The 23,933-nt window shown below is 70.4% G+C and carries 17 protein-coding genes and 2 pseudogenes; 6 read left to right on the plus strand and 13 right to left on the minus strand.

The genetic code is table 11. From position 1 onward, the window contains the following. Positions 1-108 precede the first annotated feature (108 nt). On the plus strand, positions 109-2,889 hold the full coding sequence (locus tag G6048_RS05835) for a glycoside hydrolase 5 family protein (protein WP_165338353.1): 2,781 nt from the start codon (positions 109-111) through the stop codon (positions 2,887-2,889). A gap of 69 nt (positions 2,890-2,958) precedes the next feature. Here G6048_RS05835 and G6048_RS05840 read toward each other — a convergent pair. Then, positions 2,959-4,439: pseudogene (locus G6048_RS05840) on the minus strand (hypothetical protein). A gap of 489 nt (positions 4,440-4,928) precedes the next feature. Further along, positions 4,929-7,412, minus strand: coding sequence for an alpha-L-arabinofuranosidase C-terminal domain-containing protein (locus tag G6048_RS05850; RefSeq protein WP_165338354.1), 2,484 nt, complete (start codon positions 7,410-7,412; stop codon positions 4,929-4,931). A 148-nt stretch (positions 7,413-7,560) separates the two neighbouring features. Between G6048_RS05850 and G6048_RS05855 the strand changes: the two genes are divergently transcribed. After that, entirely contained in the window at positions 7,561-8,004 is a 444-nt protein-coding gene (locus tag G6048_RS05855; protein WP_165338355.1) for a DUF6314 family protein, read from the plus strand. On the opposite strand, the gene G6048_RS05860 is transcribed toward G6048_RS05855, so the two are convergent. Together G6048_RS05860 and G6048_RS05865 are read right to left on the minus strand one after the other, a co-directional pair. After that, positions 7,986-8,570 carry a histidine phosphatase family protein gene (locus G6048_RS05860; RefSeq protein WP_165338356.1) on the minus strand — a complete coding sequence of 195 codons (585 nt, stop codon included), beginning with the start codon at positions 8,568-8,570 and terminating at the stop codon, positions 7,986-7,988. The genes G6048_RS05855 and G6048_RS05860 overlap by 19 nt on opposite strands. A gap of 52 nt (positions 8,571-8,622) precedes the next feature. Continuing rightward, positions 8,623-10,068, minus strand: a complete 1,446-nt coding sequence (locus G6048_RS05865) for an aminotransferase-like domain-containing protein (protein WP_165338357.1) — start codon at positions 10,066-10,068, stop codon at positions 8,623-8,625. On the opposite strand from G6048_RS05865, the gene G6048_RS05870 reads away from it, so the two are divergent. Then, entirely contained in the window at positions 10,067-11,011 is a 945-nt protein-coding gene (locus G6048_RS05870) for a DMT family transporter (protein ID WP_165338358.1), read from the plus strand. The two genes, G6048_RS05865 and G6048_RS05870, sit on opposite strands and share 2 nt — an antisense overlap. Positions 11,012-11,099: 88 nt before the next feature. After that, a complete protein-coding gene (locus G6048_RS05875; protein ID WP_165338359.1) occupies positions 11,100-11,303 on the plus strand; it encodes a DUF1918 domain-containing protein in 204 nt (67 codons plus the stop codon). Positions 11,304-11,333: 30 nt separating this feature from the next. Here G6048_RS05875 and G6048_RS05880 read toward each other — a convergent pair whose 3' ends face one another. Further along, the gene (locus G6048_RS05880; RefSeq protein ID WP_206341217.1) at positions 11,334-12,602 is read right to left on the minus strand and encodes a glycoside hydrolase family 10 protein; all 1,269 of its coding nucleotides are present in this window, start codon (positions 12,600-12,602) and stop codon (positions 11,334-11,336) included. Between the two features lie 164 nt (positions 12,603-12,766). Between G6048_RS05880 and G6048_RS05885 the strand changes: the two genes are divergently transcribed. Beyond that, positions 12,767-13,639 carry a 3-hydroxybutyryl-CoA dehydrogenase gene (locus G6048_RS05885; RefSeq protein ID WP_165338360.1) on the plus strand — a complete coding sequence of 291 codons (873 nt, stop codon included), beginning with the start codon at positions 12,767-12,769 and terminating at the stop codon, positions 13,637-13,639. A gap of 205 nt (positions 13,640-13,844) precedes the next feature. Further along, entirely contained in the window at positions 13,845-14,102 is a 258-nt protein-coding gene (locus G6048_RS05890) for a hypothetical protein (RefSeq protein ID WP_165338361.1), read from the plus strand. Between the two features lie 22 nt (positions 14,103-14,124). On the opposite strand, the gene G6048_RS05895 is transcribed toward G6048_RS05890, so the two are convergent. The 8 genes and pseudogenes from G6048_RS05895 to G6048_RS49210 form a co-directional block, all read right to left on the minus strand. Further along, positions 14,125-14,670, minus strand: coding sequence for an NUDIX hydrolase (locus G6048_RS05895; RefSeq protein ID WP_165338362.1), 546 nt, complete (start codon positions 14,668-14,670; stop codon positions 14,125-14,127). Between the two features lie 119 nt (positions 14,671-14,789). Further along, a complete protein-coding gene (locus G6048_RS05900; protein WP_165338363.1) occupies positions 14,790-16,130 on the minus strand; it encodes a transcriptional regulator in 1,341 nt (446 codons plus the stop codon). 291 nt (positions 16,131-16,421) lie between these two features. Next, on the minus strand, positions 16,422-17,675 hold the full coding sequence (locus G6048_RS05905) for a PP2C family protein-serine/threonine phosphatase (RefSeq protein WP_165338364.1): 1,254 nt from the start codon (positions 17,673-17,675) through the stop codon (positions 16,422-16,424). Positions 17,676-17,879: 204 nt separating this feature from the next. After that, the gene (pheT, locus tag G6048_RS05910) at positions 17,880-20,390 is read right to left on the minus strand and encodes a phenylalanine--tRNA ligase subunit beta (RefSeq protein ID WP_165338365.1); all 2,511 of its coding nucleotides are present in this window, start codon (positions 20,388-20,390) and stop codon (positions 17,880-17,882) included. Further along, the gene (pheS, locus tag G6048_RS05915; RefSeq protein ID WP_165338366.1) at positions 20,390-21,544 is read right to left on the minus strand and encodes a phenylalanine--tRNA ligase subunit alpha; all 1,155 of its coding nucleotides are present in this window, start codon (positions 21,542-21,544) and stop codon (positions 20,390-20,392) included. The genes pheT and pheS overlap by 1 nt, the downstream gene beginning before the upstream one ends. A gap of 180 nt (positions 21,545-21,724) precedes the next feature. Then, entirely contained in the window at positions 21,725-22,870 is a 1,146-nt protein-coding gene (locus G6048_RS05920; protein WP_165338367.1) for a sensor histidine kinase, read from the minus strand. Between the two features lie 82 nt (positions 22,871-22,952). Beyond that, positions 22,953-23,795 (minus strand): TrmH family RNA methyltransferase, encoded by an 843-nt coding sequence (locus tag G6048_RS05925; protein ID WP_165338368.1) that lies wholly within the window; start codon positions 23,793-23,795, stop codon positions 22,953-22,955. A 56-nt stretch (positions 23,796-23,851) separates the two neighbouring features. Continuing rightward, positions 23,852-23,933: pseudogene (locus tag G6048_RS49210) on the minus strand (ATP-binding protein); the annotation flags it as partial.

Genomic DNA, 23,933 nt, shown 5'->3' on the forward strand with positions numbered 1-23,933 from the left:
GCTCTCCGTCCGCAGAAGGAGGCGTCCCCCTAGCAGCCCCAGGGATCGACCCCTCCCTTCGTACGACGCCCGCGGCCCCGGCCGCATGGTCCGCTGGATCGCATGGCGATGAACAGGCGAACGGCGGTGCAGGCGTTGGGGCTCGGTTCCTTGGGGCTCGGTTCCTTGGGGCTCGGTTCGTTGGGGGTCGGTTCGTTGGGGGTCGAACGCGGCCCGAAGGAGCGCAAGGCGGCGATCACCGTGCAGGGCGAGTCGGCCGTTCGTACCAACATCCCGACGGCCCGGGACCGCCGGGCCTCGGGCGGCGCATTACTGGCCCTGGCGACCCCTCAGCCTCCCCCGGGACAGGGCTGGTACGCGACGTACGAGGTCGATGTTCCCGCCGCAGGGCCGTACCGGCTGATGGCGGTGGCCACGGTCCCGGTCGAGCAGCCGCACATCGAGGAGATCGGCTGCTACTTCAAGCTCGCGGTGGGCGACGGTCCCCTCATGCCGGTCGCGCGCTCGCAGCCGTACTGGTACGAATCCGTGCCCGCGTGGGGCGATCTCTCCGAACTCGCCCTGGGCGTCGTCGAGTTGGAGCGCGGCCGGAACACGATCACCTTCGTCGTCGACGAGCCGACCGTGCTGGCCGACTCCCCCGGTTACCGCTTCCTGCTCGACCGCTTTACGCTGACGCCCGTCGCCCGCGTCGCGCCGCTCGGCGTCCACCTCGGGGATCCGGCCCGCAACCTGGGTACGTACCGGGGCGACGAGCCCCAACTGCCGCAACTGACCTTCGTCCTGGAAGCGCGCACGCAACGGCCCCGCACGCTGCCTTTCACCGTCACCGACTATTTCGGCAACGAGGTCGCGCGAGGGCAGGTGACCATCCCGGCCGGCCAGGCACAGGCATCGATCGCGCTCCCGGCACTACGCCAACTGCCCCCGGGCCACTACCGGATGACAGCCCCAGGCATCACCGGTTGCTTCGCCCGGCTGCCCGAGCGGCGGCCCGTCACCGGCCCCGCCAACCGATTCGGCGTCAACACGTACGTCTTCTCCCTCGTCCCGCCCTCCCGTCTCGACGCCTTCGCCGCCGCGATGAAGGACATGGGCGCCGGACACGTACGCGACGGGATGTCCTGGCCAGCGGCCGAGCCCCGCCGTGGCACGTACGACACGCGGCTGTACGACAACGTCCGGCGGGCCTTCCATCGCCACGGGCTCGCCACGCTCGACGTACTGACCACCGCCCCGGAGTGGGCGATGACGGAGGCCTCGCTGCCGCTGGCCGACGATCTGCGGGACGCGTACCGCTACGCCGCCCACCTGGCCGCCGCCTCGCCCGACGCGATCCAACTGTCGAACGAGCCCGACGTCGACACGACCAGTTCCACCGGCGACCAGCACGCGGCCTTCGTCAAGGCGGCCGCGCTGGGGATCGCGGACGCCCGTCCGTCCGCCACGGTCACCGTGCTGCCCGGCATCGCCGACGCGGGCAGCTACTTCCAGATCCTCATGCTGCAGAACGACGTGGCCCGCTACGCCGACGCCTGGGGCTTCCACGGCTACCCGGACCCGAAGGACCAGGACGAACCCGAGGTCCCCGAATCGGCCGAAGCACAAAGGGAGTTGCGCCGCCTATACGGGGCCGCTCGGCAGCCGATGTGGATGACCGAGTCCGGAGTCATGCTCAACGCGCGGCCCGGCAAGGATCTCACCCCGGCCCAACAGGCCGTCCAGGCCCGCTATCTCGTCCGCGCCACGGTGCTGAGCCTGGCGGCCGGTACGGGGAAGCAGTTCTGGTTCGGCGCGCCGCCGATCCACGACGAGGGCGTGTACTTCGGGCTGCTCAGCCGCGACTTCCAGCCCTGGCCCGCCTACAGCGCCCACGCCGCGCTCACCTCGCTGCTTGGCGAGGCGCGTTTCCTGGAGCGGCTGTCCGACTCGTGCTACGTGTTCGCGGCAGGGTCGGGACGGCGGGTCACGGTGGCCTGGGGACCGGCGGCGGAGGCGGTGTCGGAGGTGGAGATTCCGGTGCTGTCCGGGGTGACGGCCGAGGTGTACGACATCATGGGCCGCCGCGTGGGGGCCGTCGGGCCCGAGGGGCGGGTGAAGGTCTCGCAGGACCCGGTCTATGTCGTACAAGAGGGCATACGGGAAGTGCTGCCGGAGGAGGACCCGGACTCCCGTCCCGCCACCCGGAACCTGTCAGTCGCCGAGCACATCGTGCTCAGCCAGCGGTTCGACCTCGCCAACGCCGCCCCGAACAAGGCCGACGGCGACGCCGAACCGCCTCTCGGCTACCGGCTGTCCACCACGACCCGGATGACGGTCGACGTCTACAACTTCAACGCCACGCCCCAGACCATCGAGCTGACCGGCCGCGCCTTCGGCGGCTGGACGGTACGGCCTACCCGGCCGCGTGACCGGATCACCGTGCCGCCCAAGGGCCGTACGAGCGCGGAGTTCACGGTCGTCGCCGGGGAGGAAGTGCGCCGGGGCGTGGACTACCCGCTGGTCTTCGCGGCAACGGTCCCCACCGCGGACGGCGAACGCTCCGTCCCGCCCTCCGTCTCGCGCATCCAGCGCAGGTCCCGCAGGCGCGGAACGCCGATCCCGCTCGCGCCCTCCGTCGACCGGCTCACACCGGCCGACGGGTCCACGGTCGACGGCCCCGACGTCCGTGTGGAGGCCCGGATCACCGACGCGCTCTCGGGCGTGGACGCGGAGCGCGTCGACGTCGAGGTGGACGGCCGATACACGCCTTGCCACTACGATCCGGCCACCGGACGACTGACGGCCGCACTGCACCTTCGGCCGGGTCGCCACGAGATCTGGGTCCGGGCGTACAACAGGGCGCACGCCCCGGCCCAGGCGTCCGTGTCGGTGACGGTGCGCGAGTAGCCGGGCAGGCCGATCACTCAGGCAAGCCCGCCAAGTTCGGTCAGTCATCCGGTTGCCGAACCACCGTTCCTAAAGACTGAGCGGAAGTGAGTCCTGTCGCCAGAACTCATGCCCAGCCGGACGCACCGAACGGTGTTGGGCGTCCTGGTCCCCCGCTTTCGCTCCGCATCCAGCGCGCACGGATCGTGTCCGTGGTCCGGGGATGTGGGGGCGGGATTCCTCACGCCCGGGGGTGTTCAGTCGGGCCTGGACGGTCCGATGCCCCTGCTCATCACTCCGGTGAGCAGGGGGCGGTGCCGTCCGTCGCCGGATCGGGTGCCCCAGGGCGCGCCTGCCGATCGCCACGGCCGCTGCGTCGTGGCGAGTTGTTGTGCGGTTCTTGCTGGTGAGGGGCTTCTGCCAGTGCTGGGCACCCCACTTGCTGGTGTAGGCCGGGTCGACGGCGACAATGGTGATGCCGAGTTCGGCCGCCATCGACACCAGGCGGGCCCGCAGCTTACCGACGGGCATGCCGGAGATGAGGTTGCGGAAGCGTTTGCGGCGGCCGTGCTTCTCTCGGGTCTTCTCGGCGGTGAAGTCGAGGTCTTCGATCGCGATGGACAGGCTGTGCCGCCTGGCCCAGTGCAGCAGGCGGATCAGCGCGTGCCGCACCTGGGTATCCCGGTATTGGGCGGTGCCGGACAGGTCGAAGCCGAACCGGAAGGGCTCGCCGACGGGGTTGCCGTGTTCGTCGAGGCGCCAGGCAGCCAGGTGGTCGGCGTTGGTGTCGACGCCGACCAGCCCGTTCGTGCGGGCAACCGTCAGAGGCACGGTCTGGACCGGTGGGATCGTCCACGACGCGGTGAGGTACCAGCGTCGGCGCTCCACGTCTTCGTGGATGCGGTAGGCGACGGCTCGGTTGACGGTGACGCGGTCGGCCCACTGCTCGCCCCGGTGCGCGAATGCCACGCGGGCGGTGAGCACGTACCGGCCGTGCGGGGCGTTCGCCAGGTGCGCCAGCGGCGCAGGGAGTTTGAGGGAGACCTCGCCGTCGAGGGTGACGCGGATGGTCTCGTTGCCGTACCGCTTGCCGGACTCGCCGTCGGTCTCAAGGAACCGGCGCCCGGCCTGCCACCGCGTGCGCCACTGCTCCTCGGTGAGCTGGCCGGCGTCCAGGTGGTGGCGGGTGTTCAGCAGCCGTCGGCCGCCGCGCACCACACGCACGATTCCGGCCTCCCAGTCCGCGCGCGCCGCCTGAAGCCGGTCGGCGAGCACGTGCAGACGGCGGGACTTCGCATGCCACTCTTGCCTGCTGCGGTAGCCGCCCGGAGCCCGCTTGGAGCCCTTCTCGTGAGGGCACGCTTGCGCGCGGCCCACTGCTCGGTGTCGTGGTCCAGCCCGGCCGCGCACCGCGCCTTCAGATCCCGGGAGGCGAGCGTGCCCAGATGGTCACCGACCAGACGCAGTATGTACTCATCCCCGGCAGTCAGGTGCTTGAGCCGGTCGCGAACCGCCACACCGGACGGCCCCAGGGCGACAAACGGTGCCGCCATCACCCGCAGCCCACCCATTCCTCCACCCTCGTCCCCGCGCTGGCCGAAAAACCCCTCACCACGTTCAACGACCACCACTGGCAAAGGTCACGCATTCGACACAGGAACCTTCGTTCTCGCCCATGCAGTCGCACGTGCCGCAGCCCGGACACTCACTCATGTGCACACGAGCACACCCGTGCGCAGTCAACCGCCAGCAGTTCACAACCCCTGCGCTCGGTGTTGCGTTCCCGCTGGCGGCGTACGACATCGCGGCCTGGCACGATGCCGGTGCCTCCGTGCTCGGGGTGAATGAGATACGCGACCGCCAGGTTTCGATCATGCCGAGGGCAAGGCCGGCTTGCAGAGGTCGCCGGTGAAGCGGCAGGTACCCGGTGGGCAGAGATGCGCAACACCTTTTCTCGGCACCCGGTTTGCGCACTTGAGGACGTACGGGCGGCCCAGGCACCGAACTACGCCCGAGCCGCCCGCCCGATCACCTCATCCAAACCTGCCGAACCGTTCGGATCACCTCTCCTTGATCCTCAGGAACGTGACCGAGTTCCCCGGGAAGGTGTACGTGAACTTGCTGCTCACCCCCTCGAAGGTGGACCCCACCGGGGCAACAGGCGTCTCCGTCTCGGAGTTGACCGCGTCGGGCGCCGCCTTCAGCGTCGTCACGGCGGCCTTCTTCGACGTCTTCAGGCCGCCGAGGTCGATCGCCGTACGGGCGTCAGCGGACTGGGCGTTGACGACCTTGACGATCACGTCGCCGGTCTTCGCGTCCCGCGTGACGACCTGGCGGAACGGCTCGGCCGGCTTGTCGTCCTTAAAGCTGCCCCACTCCTTGCCGTCGAGGAAGAGGGTCACCTGACGGCCGCGGACCTTGATGTCGACGTCGTACGCGCGGCCCGTCTCGATCGATCCCGCCTTGGAGATGAGCGTCGACTTGCCGCCGTCCGAGGCCTGTTCGACGGCGGACTGGGTGTTGTTCCAGCCGCCCAGGTTCCACCAGTAGTAGTTGCCGGTGTCCTTGACGCCGAAGGCGACGAGGAAGCCCTCCTTGCCGGACTTCTTGGTGGCCTTCACGTGCAGGTCGTAGTCGTGCCAGGCCGGGTCGCCCGCCGACACCATGGTGTTCTCGGCGGCCTCGTCGGTCTGCACGTACTGCCCGTCCTGGACGGTCCAACTGCCGCCGCCGGTGTGCGTCCACTTCGAGGCGTCACCGGAGAAGTCGTCGGTCAGCAGCGCCGAGCCGTCCGCCGCAGTCACCTTCACATCGTCGTACGCGGCACTCGTCGCCCAGGTCGACAGTCCGACCGCACCCGAGATCGGGCCGCTCACCGAGGGCGTACCGGTCGCCTTGGAGGGCACGACCCGGTCGCCGACGTTGCGCATGAACAGCTTCTGGACCTCGTAGCTGGCCGAGTTCCAGGAGGCGTGGTTGTTGAACCAGATCATGTCGGGACGCCACTGCACGTAGTCCTCGTTGGCGAGCAGCGGGGCGTACGAGGCGAGCTTCACGATGTCCGCGTTGCGCTCCAGGCCGGTCATGAACGCGGCTTCGGAGAGGGCGTTCTTGAAGGCGTTGCCCTGGGAGGCGTACTCGCCGAGGAAGACCTTGGGGCCCTTCCTGTCGTACGAGTCGTAGCGGTCGTTGTTCTGCAGGAACCACTGCGGGCTGTTGTAGTAGTGCTCGTCGACCATGTCGACGTTGCCCTCGCGGTTGAGCTTCCAGGCGGTGTCGAAGGTCGAACCGCTGTCGTCCGGGCCGGAGTTGGAGATGACGGTGATGTCCGGGTACTTCGCCTCGATGGCGGCGCGGAACTGCTTGAACCGTTCGAAGAACTCGTTCGGCAGGTTCTCCTCGTTGCCGACCCCGAGGTGGGTGAGGTTGAAGGGCTTCGGGTGGCCCATCTTCGCCCGCTTCTTGCCCCACTCGCTGGTCACGGGGCCGCTGGCGAACTCGATGAGATCGAGCGTGTCCTGGATGTGCCGCTTCAGCAGAGCGTCGTCATCCGTGGCCTTGTTCTGGCCGCAGCCGGTGACGAGGGCGGGGACGACGGGCAGCGGCATGGCGCCGATATCCTCGGAGAACTGGAAGTACTCGTAGTAGCCGAGGCCGTAACTCTGGTTGTAACCCCAGAAGTTGGCGTTCGTCGCGCGCTGCTCGACCGGGCCGATGGTGTCCTTCCACTGGTACGAGCGCTTGCGCTGCCAGCCGGAGGCCTCGTCGTATCCCTCCATGCTGCCGGTGTTGACCAGACAGCCGCCCGGGAAGCGCACGAAGGACGGGTCGAGCGCGGCGATCTTCTCGGCGAGGTCCTTGCGCAGGCCGTGGCCCTTGTAGGTGTCGCGCGGCAGGAGCGAGATCATGTCCAGCGCTACGGGGCTTGCGGCGGCGACCGTGAGGCGGCCGGTCGTGCTGGTGCGGCTCGCGGTGAACTTCGCCGTGTACTTCGCCCAGCCGCCACGCGCGGTGACCCGCCGGGCCTCGGCGAGCGCACCGTCGGCGTCCGCCAGGGCCACGGTGAGGGCGGAGGCCTGGTCGGCGCGGGCCCAGACCGAGAAGTTGTAGACCTTGCCCTTCTCGACCGAAATCCCGGTGTTGTAACCGGAGTTGGTGACCGACGAGCCGCCGTCCAGGGAGAGGTAGGTGCGGTTGCGTTCGTGGAGGCGGCCCTCGTCGTTCACGGTCTTCGCGGTGCCCGTGGTGGCCCAGGAGGTGAGGGGCGTGTATGAGGCGTGGTCGGCCGTCGAGTACTCGAACGACCGGTTCTGTACGAGCTCCGCATACAGGCCGCCGTCCGCGGCCCGGTTGATGTCCTCGAAGAAGACGCCGTACATCGTGTCGTCGATCTTCGCGCCCTTGGTCTTCGGGTCGACGGTGATCGCGTAGTCGGTGGTGTCCTCGTCGGCGGCGTTCCCCGGGGCGGCGGGGACGAGGAGCGAGGCGGCCATGATGCCGGTGGCCGTCAGGGCGAGTCTCCAGCGGGTGCGGGTGCGTGACATGGATACTCCGCGGCTCTGGTGTCGGTGGTCAGAAATCGATGTGTGGTTCGAAATATCGGACGATGATCAAGACTTCGAACGGCAAGATAGGGAGGGGGCTTGAGTGCGTCAATGGTTTGCACAGGACACGTCAGAGAGGCGGAAGGTCATGGACGACTTCTGGCCGGTGGCCGACGTGTTGGCGTACCTGGCGGGGAGTTGGCGCGTGGAGCGTTCCGTACGGGACCACGCGAGCGGGGCGGAGGGGACCTTCAGCGGCACGACGGCGTTCGAACCGCTCGAAGCGGGCGGCCTGCTCCACCACGAGTCCGGCACCTTCGTCTGGCAGGGCGTCGCCCGCCCCGCCGAGCGAACCCTGCGGTTCCTGCCGGGCAGCACACCGAGCCGCGCCGACGTACGGTTCGCCGACGGCCGCCCCTTCCACGACCTGGACCTGGCCTCCGGCCGGCACACCGCCGAGCACCCGTGCGCCGCGGACCACTACCGGGGCGAGTTCACCGTGCACGACGCGAACCACTGGCGGACGGTGTGGCAACTCGGCGGCCCGGCCAAGGACTTGACGCTGACGACGGACTACACGCGCGAGGGCTGACCTTCAAGGCGAAGGTTCCAGCGCCCCGCCCGGCCCATCAGCGTGACCGTCGACAGGGGGCGGACGTCGATATTCCAGTACGTCGACGGGGGCGCTTTCAGCGCGTACACGAGCGCGGCGCGTACGACCGCCGGCTCTGCCACAGCGACGATCTTGACGCCGCCGTCGGTCGGCCGGGTGTCGAGCCAGCCGCCCACCCGCTGGATGAAGGCCAGCAATGACTCGCCGCCGTGCGGGGCGGAGCCGGGATCGGCGAGCCACGCGTCCACGGCACCGGGCTCGCGGGCCATCGCCTCGCCGAGCGTGAAGCCCTGCCAGCGGCCCATGTCGCAGTCCCGCAGGGCGAGTTGGACGAGCGGGGTGTAACCGAGGGCGTCCCCGGTGGCCCGGCTGCGCGGCGTCGGCGAGCAGTACCGCAACTCGGCTGCCGCCAACGGCAGCAGCAACGGCGCCGCGCGCTGCACTTCGTCCCAGCCCTCCTGGTCGAGGGGCCGGTCGTCCCCGAACCGCTCGGCGAGCAATGGCGAGCTGCGCGCGGCGGCGACGAACGTGACCCGAAGCTGCATGCGGCGATGGTGGGCCGCAGAAGTGCCAATGGCAAGAGACGTTACTCAGGAGTTACCCGGGGTGTGCAGCCCCTTGCTCGAAGGCCGTGCGCAGCCTGCGTACGCCCTCCTCGATCTCGGCGGTACTCGCCACCGCCGCGAAACTCAGCCTCAGGTGGGCGGCGGCCGGTTCGGCGCTGAAGTAGGGGCGCCCCGGGGTGATGGCCACGCCCGCGCGCAGGGCGGTGGCGGCCAGCGTCGTCTCGTCCGTGCCGTCGGGGAGGGGGAGCCACAAGTGGTAGCCGCCGGCAGGGATGTGCGGGAGGGCGAACTCGGGCAGGTGCAGCCGCAGCGCGGCCGTCATCGTGTCTCGGCGGTTCTTCAACTCCCCGGCGACCGCCCGCAGATGACGGGGCCAGGCGGGCGAGCCGACGAGTTCCAGGGACGCCTCCTGGAGCGGGCGCGGCACGAAGAAGGTGTCGACGACCTGGATGGCCCGCAGCCGTTCCAGTACGGGCCCGCGGGCGGCGAGCGCGCTCACCCGGAAGCTCGGCGAGGTCGCCTTGGTCAGCGAGCACACGTGCACGACGACTCCGTCGGGATCGTCCGAGGCCAGCGGACGCGGCAACGGCCCCGCGTCCTCGTGCACGAGACGCCGTACGAAGTCGTCCTCCACGACGAACGCGCCGGCCTCGCGCACGATCCGCAGCACCTCACCGCGCCGCTCGGGCGCGAGCACGGCACCGGTCGGGTTCTGGAACAGCGGCTGGCAGACGAAGACGCGGGCGCCGGTCGCCCGGAACGCGTCGGCGAGCAGGTTGGGGCGTACACCGTCGGCATCGACCGGCACGGGTACGGGGCGGAGCCCGGCCGCTCTGGCGATCGCCAGCATGCCGGGATACGTGGGCGATTCGACGAGCACCGGTGCGCCGGGCGGGGCGAGGGCGTGCAGGGCGGTGGTCAGCGCGGACTGGCCGCCTGCCGTGATCAGTACCTCGGCGGCGGTGATCGCGCCGCCGATGCCCCGCGCGAACCACTCGCGCAGCTCCGGCAGCCCGTCCATGGGCGGGCGCCCCCAGGCGCCGGGGCGACGGCCCGCCCGGGCCAGCGCGGCGGCCATCGCCCGCTCCGGCTGCAGCGAAGGGTGCAGATAGCCGCCGTTGAACTCGATGACTCCGGGCGGCGGAGCGGCCAGCGTGACCAGCACTCCGGAGGCGTCGACGGTTCGCGGCACGAGTTCGGCGGCGGCGTCCGCGGTGAGCGCGACCTCCTGCCAGGAGGTGTCCCCCGCGACGGGCCCGTCGCGACGCGGCCGGGCCCGGAACGCGCCCGCCCCGGGCCGCGTGACCACCAGCCCCTCGGCGGCCAGCTGCGCCAATGCCCGCGACACGGTCACCGGGCTCACCCGGAACCGCTCGACGAGAGCCCGGCTCGACGGCAGCTTTCCACCTGGAGAGTAGCGGTCCAGCTCCCTTCTCAGTTGACTCGCCAGATCACCCACACTGCTACGCTCTTGCATGAGAGCACAGAGTAGCGCTACTACGCCCACACCAGTAGCGGTCCCCGCCGCCCGGACCCGACCGCCGGCCAGTGAAGGCCCACAGCTGTCACCCCGCGGCCTCCTCCTGGCCGCCCTGGGAGTCACCGCCTTCTCCCTCACCTTCCCCGCCACCGCCTGGGGCCTCGAGGGCTTCGGCCCCTGGTCGCTCGTAGCCACGCGGAGCGTCCTCGCCGCGATCATCGCCGGTGCCTGTCTGCTCGCGCTGCGCGTACCGCTGCCCGCCCGCCGCCACTGGCCGGGCCTGTCCGTCGTGGCCGCCGGAGTCGTACTCGGCTTCCCCATGCTCACCACCCTCGCCCTGGAGACCTCGACCACCGCCCACGCCGCCGTCGTGGTCGGCCTGCTCCCCGTGACCACCGCGCTGTTCTCGGCCCTGCGCGTGGGTTCCCGCCCCTCCCGTGCCTTCTGGGCGGCGGCGCTCGCGGGCTCCGCCGTGGTGATCGCGTTCACCGTGACACAGAGCGGCGGCGCTCTGACCAGCGCGGACGCGTATCTCTTCGGGGCGCTGCTGGTCTGCGCGGCCGGTTACACGGAGGGCGGCCGGCTGGCCCGTGTGATGCCCGGCTGGCACGTCATCGGCTGGGCTCTGATGCTGTGCCTGCCGCTCACGGTTCCGGCGGCCGCGGTGGCGCTCGCGCACGAGCCCGTACAGCTGACGGCGCACAGCGTGACCGGGCTGCTCTGGGTCGCGGTCGGCTCACAGTTCCTGGGTCTGGTGGTGTGGTACCGGGGCATGGCGGCGATCGGCATCCCGAAGGCCAGCCAGTTGCAGCTGGCTCAGCCCCTGCTCACACTGGTGTGGTCGGTGCTGCTCCTCGGTGAGCAGCTCACACCCGCCGCACCCCTGGCCGCCGCGGCCGTACTGGTCTGCATCGCGGTCGCCCAACGAGCACGCGCCTGACCGGCACACACCGGTGGCAACCGGCTCCACCCGCTCTAGACTGAATCCACGGACCGCTACTCCCGTGCGAGACGAGGAGGCCCTCCACATGCGTGCAAGCAAAGGCGACCACCTGCTGGTGCACGGCAGGATCGTCGGACAGCACGACCGGGTCGGGGAAGTCGTCGAAGTCCTGGGGCCGGACGGCAACCCGCCGTTCCGTGTCCGCTTCGAGGACGGCCACGAGACCGTGATGTCCCCTGGTCCTGACACCACAGTCGAGCATCACGTCAGCGAGACCAAGACCCAGTAGGCCGCAGACCCAGCAGGTCAGCGGGTCAGATCAACGCGGCGGCTTCGCCGACCGCTGATAGTGGTCGGCGACGACGCGTGCCATCGCGCCGATCGGGTCGGCGCCGACCTCCTTGGCCGCGAAGAAGACATGCCCGCGCGCCTGCGGGTGATCGCGGGCGAAGGTGAGGTGCCGGGACAGCTCGGCCGGGTCCTGCCAGGCCTCGGGCTGCGCGGGATCCCCGGCCTTGTACAGCGCCTCCCCCACATACAGCCGCGTACTGCTGCCCTCGGCGACCTCCGCCCACCAGGGCAGCAGCTTCGCGTAGTCGGCGGCGCCGAAGCCGATGTTCCAGTAGATCTGCGGACAGATGTAGTCGATCCAGCCCTCGCGGACCCATTTCCTGGTGTCCGCGTGCAGGTCGTCGTACGTCTGCACGCCGGCCTGGGTGTCGGAGCCCTGCGAGTCCGTCGAGGCGTTGCGCCACACTCCGAACGGGCTGATTCCGAACTGCGTGCCCGGCCGGATCTTCTTGACGCGGGCCGCCGTCTCGCGCACGAGTTTGTCTATGTTGTCCCGCCGCCAGGCCGCCCGGTCCGCGAAGCCGCCGCCGTACCGCTTGTACGCCGCGTCGTCGTCAAGGACCTCGCCCTCGACCGGGTACGGGTAGAAGTAGTCGTCCCAGTGCACGGCGTCGATGGCGTACTTCTTCAGCGCGTCGAGCATCGCGTCCTGGACGAAGGCGCGGACCTCGGGCAGCCCGGGGTTGTAGTACAGCTTCCCGCCGTACGGCACGACCCAGTCGGGGTGCTCGCGGGCAGGGTGCGAGGCGACCAGCTTCGTGGGGTCGGCGTGGTTGGCGATCCGGTACGGGTTGAACCAGGCATGCAGTTCCAGACCCCGCGCGTGCGCTTCCTTGACCGCGGTGCCCAGCGGGTCCCAGCCGGGATCCTCACCCTGGGTGCCGGTGAGGTACTGCGACCAGGGCTCGTACGGCGAGGGCCACAGGGCGTCGGCGGTGGGGCGCACCTGGAAGATCACCGTGTTGAGCCGGTGGCGTACGGCGGTGTCGAGGTGCGCGAGCAGTTCGGAGCGCTGCTCGGCGGCGGTCAGCCCGGTCTTGGACGGCCAGTCGCGGTTGGTGACGGTCGACAGCCACATGCCGCGCAGCTCGCCGGAGCCGACGCGGCGCCGGGCCTCTGCCTTCTCGTCCTCGTCCGCCTCGCCGCCGGTCGTCGCGCCCCAGGCCACCGCGCCTCCGGCGGCCGTGAGCCCGGCCAGCATCGCTCCCGCGAACGCCCTACGTGTCACTCGTCCCATGGGTCCCCCCATACGCACCGGACCGGCCTGGTCACGGATCGCTTCCGGGCAGACAGCATGCCGCACCCGCACGATCGATCATCGGGACCCCGAGAGTAACGTTCACGAATGGAGCAGGCGCCCTCGGGGTCCTGCCACCCCCATGGAACAGCGAAAGGGACGATGTGACGGACACCTTCGGAGACATCTCACGTGTCGGAGTGGTGGGCTGCGGCCAGATGGGAGCGGGCATCGCCGAGGTGTGCGCCCGTGCCGGGCTCGATGTGATGGTCGCCGAGACCACCGGCGAGGCCCTGGAGATCGGCCGGACCCGGCTCTACAACTCGCTTTCCAAGGCTGCCGAGCGCGGCAAGATCTCCGAGGAGGAGCTCGCCGCCACACAGGCGCGGCTCACCTTCACCACCGATCTGGGCGAGTTCGCCGACCGCGATCTGGTGATCGAGGCCGTCGTCGAGAACGAGATGGTGAAGACCGAGATCTTCCAGGTGCTCGACCAGGTGGTGACCCGTCAGGACGCGATCCTCGCCTCCAACACCTCCTCCATCCCGCTGGTGAAGCTCGCCGTCGCCACCTCGCGTCCCGACCAGGTCATCGGCATCCACTTCTTCAACCCGGCGCCCGTGCAGAAGCTGGTCGAGCTGATCCCGGCGCTCACCACCTCCGAGGGCACGATCAGCCGGGCGCAGGCGCTGGTCGAGAAGATCCTGGGCAAGCACTCGATCCGGGCCCAGGACCGCTCGGGTTTCGTGGTCAACGCCCTGCTGATCCCGTATCTCCTGTCCGCCATAAGGATGTTCGAGTCCGGCATCGCGAGCCGCGAGGACATCGACAACGGTATGGAGATGGGCTGCGCCCACCCGATGGGCCCGCTGAAGCTGACCGACCTGATCGGCCTGGACACCGTCGCTTCGGTGGCGTACTCGATGTACGAGGAGTACAAGGAGCCGCTGTACGCCGCTCCCCCGCTGCTCCAGCGCATGGTCGACGCGGGCCGGCTGGGCCGGAAGTCGAGCTCGGGCTTCTACACCTACCCCTAGCGGCATCCTCGTACCGACTACGGTCCGTACGTCTCTGGCCGGACGGGCCCGGCTCTCTTCCGAGAGCCGGGCCCGCGCCGTTCACACACCGTGTGCGCACCGGGCCCGCATATGCCCCTCGCACACGCTCCCCAGGGCCCACCAGGGCCGGTTGACTTTCCGTGCGCACGTAAGGGATGTGACGACTACTGAAAGGAGCGGACTCGTGACCGCCGACCCGGAGCATCCCGTGGTCCAAGGAGAACTCGCAGAGTTACGCCGTCGCCTCGATGTGGCGCATGCCCGCGTCGAGGGAGGACAGGCGCTGCTCAGTCACCGCGCCGAACAGACCGCCAAGGATCTCGACGACCTCAGCGCACGCGTCGTCGCACTGGAACACACCCGCTGGCCACTGCGCGCGGTCGCGGTCGTCACGGCTGTGGGCGCACTCGCCGTGGCGGTCTGGCAGGCTCTGGGCCACTAGGCCCCAGGACGCGGTGGGGGGATCAGGGCAAAGCGTCCTGCCCGAGCCTGAGATGGTGCAGGAGGAGCAGCGCGGCTGCCATGTTGGCGGCCGGGACCTCTCCGCGGGCGACCATGTCGGGGACGAGCTTGAGTGGAACCCATTCCCGACGGTCCGACTCGAAGTCGTCCACGGGGTGTCCGATGTACGCGCCTTCGTCGGCCCAGTAGATGTGGTGCCGGGCGTCGGTGAGCCCGTTGGAGGGCTCGACGCTCATCAGATGGCGCAGAGGTCCCGGCCGCCACCCGGTCTCCTCCTCCAGTTCACGGGCCGCCGCGACGGCGATGTCCTCGCCGTCCTCGACGACGCCCGCTGCCAGCTCCCACCCCCAGCTGTCGGTGATGAAGCGGTGCCGCCACAGCAGCAGCACCTCGTTGGCCTCGTTCACCACGGTGGCCACGGCGACGGGCCGCAGCCGTATCAAGAAGTGATCGAGGTGCCGACCGTCCGGCAGCTCCACATCCGCGAGATTGACGCTGAACCAGCGATTTGCGTACACAGTTTGTTCGTTCTGTTTCGTCCACTGCACGGTTCTGCCACCTTCCGCCGAGTAGATGGCAATATCGCAGCAGGAGCGTCTTCACAGCAGACTCGTGGTGGTCCGTCGGCGGTCCGCTCGCGGCGGTAGGCGCAGTGTCCGGGCTCTCCCTAGAGCGGTACGCGCAGTGCCCCGGCGATGAGTTCGGCGGCCTCGGAGGTTCCCGCGCAGTCACTGGCCACCAGATGTTCGCGTACCGCCCGGAGTCTGTCGCGCAGCCGCTGGGACTCCATTCCCCGCGCCTGCTCGGCCATTTCGACCGCGGTGACCACCGCCTTGTCCGCATTGCCCTGGCGCAGCTCGATCTGACTGAGCATCGCGAGCCGGTGCACCCGGCCCCGATCGTGCGCCGGAGTGTCCACGGCGGCCGCGGCGTGCTCCTGAGCGGCGGTCAGGTCACCGAGACTCAACAGCGCCTCCGCCACTTGTACGTTGACCAGGCCCGGCTGGACATAGCCGGTCTCGTCCGGCTCGTAACCGCGCCGGATACGTTCGGCGGCCGACTCCGCACGCCGGATGCAGGACAGGGCGCTGCTGCCGTCGCCGAGGTGTGCGTACGCCTTGGCCTGCATCGCGTAGAGGTCGGCGGCGAGCGCCGGGGTGATGTGCCGCCCCGCGGCGCGCAGCGCGGCCTCGGCGAAGGCGACGGCCTGCCGGTACTCGCGCATGAACAACGACTGGTTGACCAGCAGGGCGATGACATACGCGCCAAGTCCCCGGTCGCCGCTGGCCTTTGCCAGCCTGAGCGCCTGGTGGAAGTAGCGCTGGGCGAGGCCGTGCGCATCGGAGTCGTACGCGCAGATGCCGGCGATCGCCACCAACCCGCCGGTCGCGCGGTGGAGTTGGCGGCCCGTGGCGTCGGTGTAGCTGCCTCTGAGCAGCGGCGCGGTCTCGGAGTTGAGGAACCCGACGATACGGCTGCGGGTCGCGACACCGCCGGCCTTGCGGTACATCTGCTCGTAGTGGGCGCGGGCGGCGCGCAGCATCTCGATGTCCGCCATGCTCACGCGCTGCCGCCCGCCCCGCGAGACATCCGTGTCCTCGGGCGGGTTCTCCCATTCCCATACGGGCATCACGGCGGGCGTTCCGGTGACGGCGGGGGCGCCGAGGATGTGCGGGCGCTGCTGTTCGTCGGATCGCCACAGGGCGGTGGCCCGCTCGACGAATCCGGAGAGGGTCGTGCCGTGCGGAGAGGCCGACTCGCCGGGGACGCCGAGGCCTATGTCGTCGAGGGTGACGGGTCGCTGCAGGCGCGTGGCGAGCACCTCGCAGATCAGGTCGGGCACCTGGCCGCGCGGCCGCTGGCCCTTCAACCACCGGGCCACGGCGGTGTGTTCGTACCGGAGTGCCAGGCCACGGCTGCGACCCGCCTGGTTCACATGGGCGGCGAGGCCCGCGTGGGATATGCCGGCTTCGTCGAGAATCGCGTCGAGCAGAGTGTTGGGCTGCATGGAGGCCCTCCGGGTGGCTCGGTGCGGAAAAGAGTAGTGCGTGCGTGTTCACACGGGGTGTGAACGGAGTGCTCGAATCCGCGCTGTACGCGCGCTGTTGCGGAGAGTTTCCGGCCGGTTGACTGAAATGCCTCGCAAAGAGGCCCGCCGGGCCGCCGGCTCCCCCTCGTACAGTGCGGTGGCCCGTCTTCGCGCCGTCCGCCCAGCTGCCTGCCCGACACTCCGTGGCTTGGGCGGACGGCGTCGCTCCGCGGGTTCGCTCCGCTGGGTTGAGCGGCTGAAAAGCGGGGGCTACAAGTGGTTTGTCGACTGCGGGTCCGTCGTGGCTGGTCGCGCCCCGGCGGCGGAGCCGCCTATGTCACAGCCCCGCGCCCCTAACGGGGCGCTTAATGCTGGGCGGTCGTTGCGTAGTACCAGTATGGCTACGTCGTCCGTCGTGCTTCCGGCTGTGTGGTGCTGGAGGCCGGTGAAGACGTCTCGCAGTACGTCCCTCGGCTCCACGGGCTGCGCCTTGGCGGCCTCCGTCAGCGCGGCCGGTAGCGGGAAGAAGTGGCCCTTCCCGTTCCGTGCGTCCTCTGCGCCGTCCGTGTGGAGGAACAGGGCCTCGCCTGGGAGGAGTTGGCCGCAATCCGTGAGCGGCAGTTTTTCGGGGAGCGGGAACAGGCCCAGCGGGGGCAGGGGTTCGGCTTGCGCGAACGGTTCCGCTTGGCCTGGGGTGAGGAGATACGGCCAGGGGTGACCGCAGTTGAGGGCGTGCACCGTGCCGTCGGGGCGGATTTCCAGCAGCAGTACGGTGACGAAGTCCTCGGCTACCGGGCTCGGCGGATCCGTGGCTGAGGACGCCGGGTGCTCGTGGCGGGAGCGTTCCCGATGATGCCGGTCGAGGGCGCGCTCCAGGCGGCGCAGTACGTCGGCGAACTCGGCCTCCTCGTGGGCCGCGTCGCGGAAGCTGCCCAGCAGTGCCGCGACCGTTCCTATCGCGGCCAGGCCGTGGCCCCGTACGTCTCCCATGACCACTCGCACCCCGTGTGCCGTGGCCATCACCTCATAGAGATCGCCGCCCACCGCCGCGCCCCGGCTCGCGGACAACTGCCCGGCGGCCAGGGCGAGTCCGTCGAGTCGTGGCGGCAGCGGGCGGAGCACCACGGCCTGGGCGGCGTCGGCGACGGCGCGGGCGCTTTCGAGTTCGCGCTGCAGGCGGGCGCGGCGCCCGGCCGTGAGATAGCTGGCCAGGACGACGGCGAGGATGGCCGCGAACGTGCCGCACCGGGTGCCGATGCTCTCGTCCCGGCCCGCCGTGCCGACCGGGACGAGCGCGAAGGCCGCGCAGAGGCCGCCCAGCAGTACGCACGAGCGGCGGCCCGTGCCGGCGCAGGCGATGGCGGGGGCGGCGGCCAGGAGCTGGATCAGCTGCGCCTGGGGCGGAGAGAGAATCTCCCACAGGAGGACGGCGGCGACCCACAGGCCAGGCAGTACGAGAAGGAGTGTCCGCCACACACGGGAGGCACCGACGCGGGCGCCGCCCCGGGCAATGGTACGGATCATGCCGACGGACCCCCAAGCTGCGGTGCGGCGGTCGTGGGGCCGTCCCTGGTCGGCGCTCATGGACGGCCGATCGACCGGATCGATTCTTGTCGGCGTCCATACCCGAATGACCCGTTGGCACCGAATTCTCACCCGAATGAGTGAGGGACACCTCCGTGGCTCCGGAAGTGTCCCTCATCGCAGGTCAGCGGGCATGTGCCGGGGTCACGCCCCGCGCAGCACCGCCCCCGTGCGCTCGCCGGCGAGAGTGATCGCCGCGTCGCGGGCGGCCGAGGCCTCCTCGACGGTGAGCGTGCGGTCGTCGGCGCGGAAGCGCAGCGCATACGCCAGGGACTTTCGCCCCTCGCCGAGCTGCTTGCTCTCGTAGACGTCGAACAGCCGGATGGACTCGAGGAGTTCACCGGCGCCCTCGCGCAGCGCGGCCTCCACGTCGGCCGTCGGAACGTCCCGCGAGACGACCAGCGCGACGTCCTGCGTGGCGACCGGGAAGGTGGAGATACGCGGTGCCTGAAGGGCGCCGGTGCCCGCCTGCTCGATGAGGTCGAGCTCGACCTCCATGGCGCAGCTGCGCTCCGGCAGGTGCAGCGCTTTGATGACGCGCGGGTGCAGCTCACCGGCGTGACCGACGAGGGTCTCCTCGCCGTTCACCGCGACGTACAGCGCGGCGCAGCGGCCCGGGTGCCAGGGAGCGTGCTGGTCAGCACGCACCGTCAGCTCGACACCGGCTTCACGGGCGACCGTACGAGCCGCCTCGACGGCATCCGCCCAGTCCGCCGGACGCCCCTTGCCCCACCAGCCGGCCTGCTCGCGGGCGCCCGCGAGGACGATGGCGACGCGACGCGGCTGGCGCGGCAGCGCGGAGTTGATCCCGGCGACCTCCTCGTCGGTGGGACGACGGTCGACGGGCAGGCGCTCGGCCGTGTGCTCCTCGCCGGTCGGCCGGAAGACCAGGCCGGTCTCGAAGAGCGCCAGGTCGTGCGAGCCACGGCCGTCGTTGCGCCGCAGCGCGCCGAGCAGACCCGGCAGCAGGGTGGTGCGCATCGCCGGCTCTTCGTCGGAGAGCGGGTTGACCAGCTTGACCAGGGCGCGGCGCGGGTCGTCGGCGTCCAGGCCGAGCTGGTCGAGGACCTCGGTCCCGATGAACGGGTAGTTCAGCGCCTCGACGTACCCCGCTCCGGCCAGCGCCCGGCCGACCCGGCGGTGCAGCCGCTGCCGGTCGGTCAGGCCAAGGCCCGCGGGGGGCTTGGGCAGGGTCGAGGGCAGGTTCTCGTAGCCCTCGAGCCGGATGACCTCTTCGGCCAGGTCGTTCGGGTCGGTCAGGTCGGGCCGCCAGGACGGCACGGTGACGGTCAGCCGGTCCTGGCCGTAGACGTCGCAGCCGATCTGCTGGAGGCGGCGTACGACAGTCTCGCGGCCGTACGCGACGCCCGCGACCTTGTCCGGGTGGTCGGCCGGGATGGTGATGGTGCGCGGCGCGGAAGGCGCGATGACCTCGGTGACGCCGGCCTCGGCGGTGCCGCCCGCGAGGAGCATGAGCAGGTCGACGGTCCGCTGGGCCGCCGCGGACGCGGCCAGCGGGTCGATGCCGCGCTCGAAGCGCTTGGACGCCTCGGAGGCCAGCTTGTGGCGGCGGGCCGTACGCGCGATGGAGACCGGGTCGAAGTGGGCGGCCTCGATGACGACTTCGGTGGTACCGGCCTCGTCTTCGTGGTCCGCGATCTCCGTGTTGGCGCCGCCCATGACGCCCGCGAGGCCGATCGGCCCACGGTCGTCGGTGATCAGCAGGTCCTCGGCGTCCAGCGTGCGCACCACACCGTCGAGGGTGGTGAGCTTCTCGCCCGGCTCGGCCCGGCGCACACCGATCGCGCCCTGGACGCGGGAGCGGTCGTACGCGTGCAGCGGCTGACCCAGCTCCAGCATCACGTAGTTGGTGATGTCGACGGCGAGGGAGACCGGGCGCATCCCGGCCTTCTGCAGCCGGCGCCGCAGCCAGATCGGGGAGCGCGTCTCGGGGTCGAGGCCGGTGACCGTACGCGCGGTGAAGCGGTCGCAGCCGAGCGGGTCGGACACCTCGACCGGGTAGCCGAACTCGTTCGGCGCCGGTACGTCGAGCAGGGCCGGGTCGCGCAGCGGCACCCCGTACGCGATGGCGGCCTCGCGGGCGACACCGCGCAGCGAGAGGCAGTAGCCGCGGTCGGGGGTGACCGCGATGTCCAGGACCTCGTCGACGAGTTCGAGCAGCTCGATCGCGTCGGTGCCGACCTCGTGCTGCGGCGGCAGCACGATGATGCCCTTGCTGCCGTCGTCGCCCATGCCCAGCTCGTCGCTGGAGCAGATCATGCCGTGCGAGGTCCTGCCGTACGTCTTGCGCGCGGAGATCTCGAAGCCGCCGGGCAGCACGGCGCCCGGCAGGACCACGACGACCTTGTCGCCGACGGCGAAGTTACGGGCGCCGCAGATGAGTTCCTGGGGCTCGCCGGTGCCGTTGGCCTGGCCGACGTCGACGGTGCAGAAGCGGATCGGCTTCTTGAACTCCGTCAGCTCCTCGATGGTCAGCACCTTGCCGACGACGAGCGGCCCCTTCAGGCCCTCGCCGAGCTGCTCTACGGTCTCGACCTCGAGACCGGCAGCGATGAGCTTGGCCTGGACGTCGCGCCCGGTCTCCGTCGCCGGCAGGTCGACGTACTCCCGCAGCCAAGAAAGCGGGACCCGCATCAGATCTCCATCCCGAACGGCCGGGTGAACCGGACGTCACCCTCGACCATGTCTCGCATGTCTTCGACGTTGTGGCGGAACATCAGCATCCGCTCGATCCCGAACCCGAAGGCGAATCCGCTGTACTTCTCCGGGTCCACACCGCAGGCGGTCAGCACCCGCGGGTTGACCATTCCGCAGCCGCCGAGCTCGATCCAGCCCTCGCTGGAGCAGGTGCGGCAGGAGCGGTCGGGGTTGCCGACGGACTCGCCCTTGCAGACGTAGCAGAGCATGTCCATCTCGGCGGACGGCTCGGTGAACGGGAAGTAGTTCGGGCGCAGCCGCGTCTTCATGTCGGCGCCGAAGAGCGACTGGACCATGTGGTCGAGGGTGCCCTTGAGGTCCGCCATGGTCAGGCCCTCGTCGACGGCCAGCAGCTCGATCTGGTGGAAGACGGGGGTGTGCGTGGCGTCCAGCTCGTCCGTGCGGAACACGCGGCCGGGGCAGACGACGTAGACCGGCGGCTCACGGTCGAGCATGGCGCGGGCCTGCACGGGCGAGGTGTGGGTGCGGAGCACGACTCCGGACTCGCCGTCGCTGTCAGCACCCTTGCCCGCGGCGGAGCCGCTATTGGATGCAGTCTGGACGAAGAAGGTGTCCTGCATCTGCCGGGCCGGGTGATCCGGGCCGAAGTTCAGGGCGTCGAAGTTGAACCACTCGGCCTCGACCTCGGGGCCCTCCGCGATCTCGTATCCCATGGACACGAAGACGTCCGCGACCCGCTCCATCATGGTGGTCAGCGGGTGCCGTGCGCCGGCCGGGACGCGGTCGTACGGCAGCGTGACGTCCACGGCCTCCTCGACCAGCACCCGGGCGTCGCGCTCGGCCTCCAGCTCGACTTGGCGAGCGGCGAGCCCCTTGTTCACGGCGCCGCGGGCCTGGCCGACACGCTTGCCGGCGTCGGCCTTGGCGTGCGGGGGCAGGGCGCCGATCTCGCGGTTGGCGAGCGCCAGCGGCGAGGTGGGGCCGGTGTGGGCGACCTTGGCCTCATGGAGCGCGTCGAGCGAGTCCGCGGCGGCGAAGGCGGCGAGCGCCTCGTCCCGCATGCGCTCGATCTGTTCCGGTTTCAGTGCCTCGACCTCTACAGGGTCGTACGACTTGTTCGGTGCCGACATCTCTTCCCGTGCTTCCGGTTGGCTGGCGGTGGGTCCCCGTCTGCGACTCGGGGGACGCGTCGTCCTGAAAAGAGGACGCAAGGTGCCAAAGGCCGAGTCTAACGGGGGTACGGGCTTCTCCCGGACCGGGCGTCCGAGGGCCGCGAAGTGTACGAATGCGCCCGTGGGGCCTCGTCGGCGTTACAGCAGATACGCCGGGGTGCCCACGGGCAACGTAAATCGGAACTGGGCGCCGCCGCCGGGGGCGCGGCCGACCGTGATGGTGCCGCCGTGGGCTTCGACGATGCCCTTGACGATGTACAGCCCGAGGCCGGTTCCGCCGCGCTTGCTGCCCCGCCAGAAGCGGGTGAAGACGCGGTTCATGGACTCCTCCGGGATGCCGGGGCCCTCGTCGCTCACCGTGACCGATGTACCGGCGCATTCCCGTTCGCGGGGCGACGGCGCGGGCTCTACGTCAATGGTGACGGTTCCCTCGCCGTGCCGCACCGCATTTTCCAGCAGGTTGCTGAGCACCTGGTCGACCTTGTCGGGGTCGGCCCACAGGTCGGGCAGCGGCTGGCCGATGCGCAGCAGGAAGCGGTCGGCGGACTGGCCGGAGGCGACGTACGCCTGGATGTGCCGGCCGACGGCGACGCCCAGGTCGACGGGCTGGCGGCGCAGCTCGAGGCGGCCGGAGTCGATGCGGGAGATGTCGAGAAGCTCGGCGATGAGCCGGGTGACCCGATTCGCGTCGGCGTCGACGGTCTCCAGCATCAGCTTCTTCTGGTCGTCGGTGAACCGCTCCCACTTGGCGAGCAGCGTCGCCGTGAAACCCTTCACGGAGGTGAGCGGCGAGCGGAGTTCATGGGCGACCGTGGCGATCAGCTCGGCGTGGCTGCGCTCGGTGCGGCGGCGGGCCTCGGTGTCGCGCAGCGAGACGACGACGCGACGGACGGGGCCGGTGGGCGCGGTGCGTACGTAGCGCGCGGAGACCAGCACCTCACGTCCGCCCGGGAGCAACAGATTGCGCTCAGGCTGCGCGACGCGGATCGCCAGACCGCCGTACGGGTCGGTCAGCTGCCACCAGCGGCGGCCTTCCAGGTCCTCTAACGGCAGCGCCCACTCCAGGTGCCGGCCGAGCGCGTCGGCGGCGGGAACGGCGGTGATACGGGCGGCGGCGGCGTTGAAGCAGATGACGCGGCCGCGCTCGTCGGCGATCACCAGTCCGTCGGGCAGGTCGTCGGGGTCGATGCCGAGGTCGATGAGATCACCGCGCGGGGACGCGGGCGCGCTGTGCATGTCCCGTGCTCGCAGTGCCCTTTTCGCACCGCTCGTTCCGACACTCATCCCCGTACCCCACCTCTCGGACCTGGCGAGTGGGCCCCCGAGTCCGTCACCCTACTAGCTGTCAGTGACGGAACGGACCCCCTCAGGGACGTGCACCGCGGGTGCGCTGCGCACGGGCGGACGCGTAGAGACATACGGCGGCGGCGGTCGCGAGGTTCAGGCTCTCGGCCTTTCCGTGAATGGGGACGCGCACGACGGCGTCGGTGAGCGCACGCGTCTCCTCCGGCAGTCCCCACGCCTCGTTCCCGAACACCCAGGCCGTGGGCCCGCCCATGGTGCCGCGGTCGAGCTCGTCGTCCAGGTCGTGGTCGCCGGCCCCGTCTGCGGCCAGTACGCGCACACCGGCGCCCTTGAGCCCCGCGACGGCGTCCGCCACGGGTACCCCCACGGCGACAGGCAGATGGAACAGCGAACCGACCGATGCGCGCACCGCCTTGGGGTTGTAGACGTCGACGGACGCGTCGGTGAGGACGACGGCGTCCGCTCCGGCGGCGTCCGCGCACCGCAGTACGGTTCCGGCGTTCCCCGGGTCCCGCACATGTGCCAGTACGGCGACCAGTCGCGGCCCCGTCTCGAGGATCTCCTCGAACGACGTGTCCAGGAGCCGGCAGATCCCGACGAGGCCCTGTGGGGTGACGGTCGTGGAGATGTCCGCGATCACGTCCTCGGCGGCGAGGTGTACGCGCGCGCCCGTCGCCCGGGCCTCGCCCACGATGTCTGCATACCGCTCCGCGGCGTCGACCGTTGCGAACAGCTCGACCAGCGTGGCCCCGGCCCCGCCCCTGTGCCCGGCCGCCTCCCGCACGGCCTGCGGCCCCTCGGCAAGGAACAGCCGTTCCTTGACCCGAAAGTTCCGCTTGGCGAGCCGGCGGGCCGCGGTGACGCGGGGCGAGCGGGGGGAGATCAACTCCGGGGCGGTTGGCATCGGTTCACCTTCGGTGGGATGGCGGGAACCGCGGCGCGAAAAAACGCCGCGGTTCCTCAGCCGGCCGTATGGAGCCGGAACAGCGCCCACACGACCTTGCCGTTGAGCGCGCCCGCGAGCGGGTGCCATCCCCAGCTG

The sequence above is a fragment of the Streptomyces ureilyticus genome, assembly GCF_011045025.1.
Taxonomy (GTDB): domain Bacteria; phylum Actinomycetota; class Actinomycetes; order Streptomycetales; family Streptomycetaceae; genus Streptomyces; species Streptomyces ureilyticus.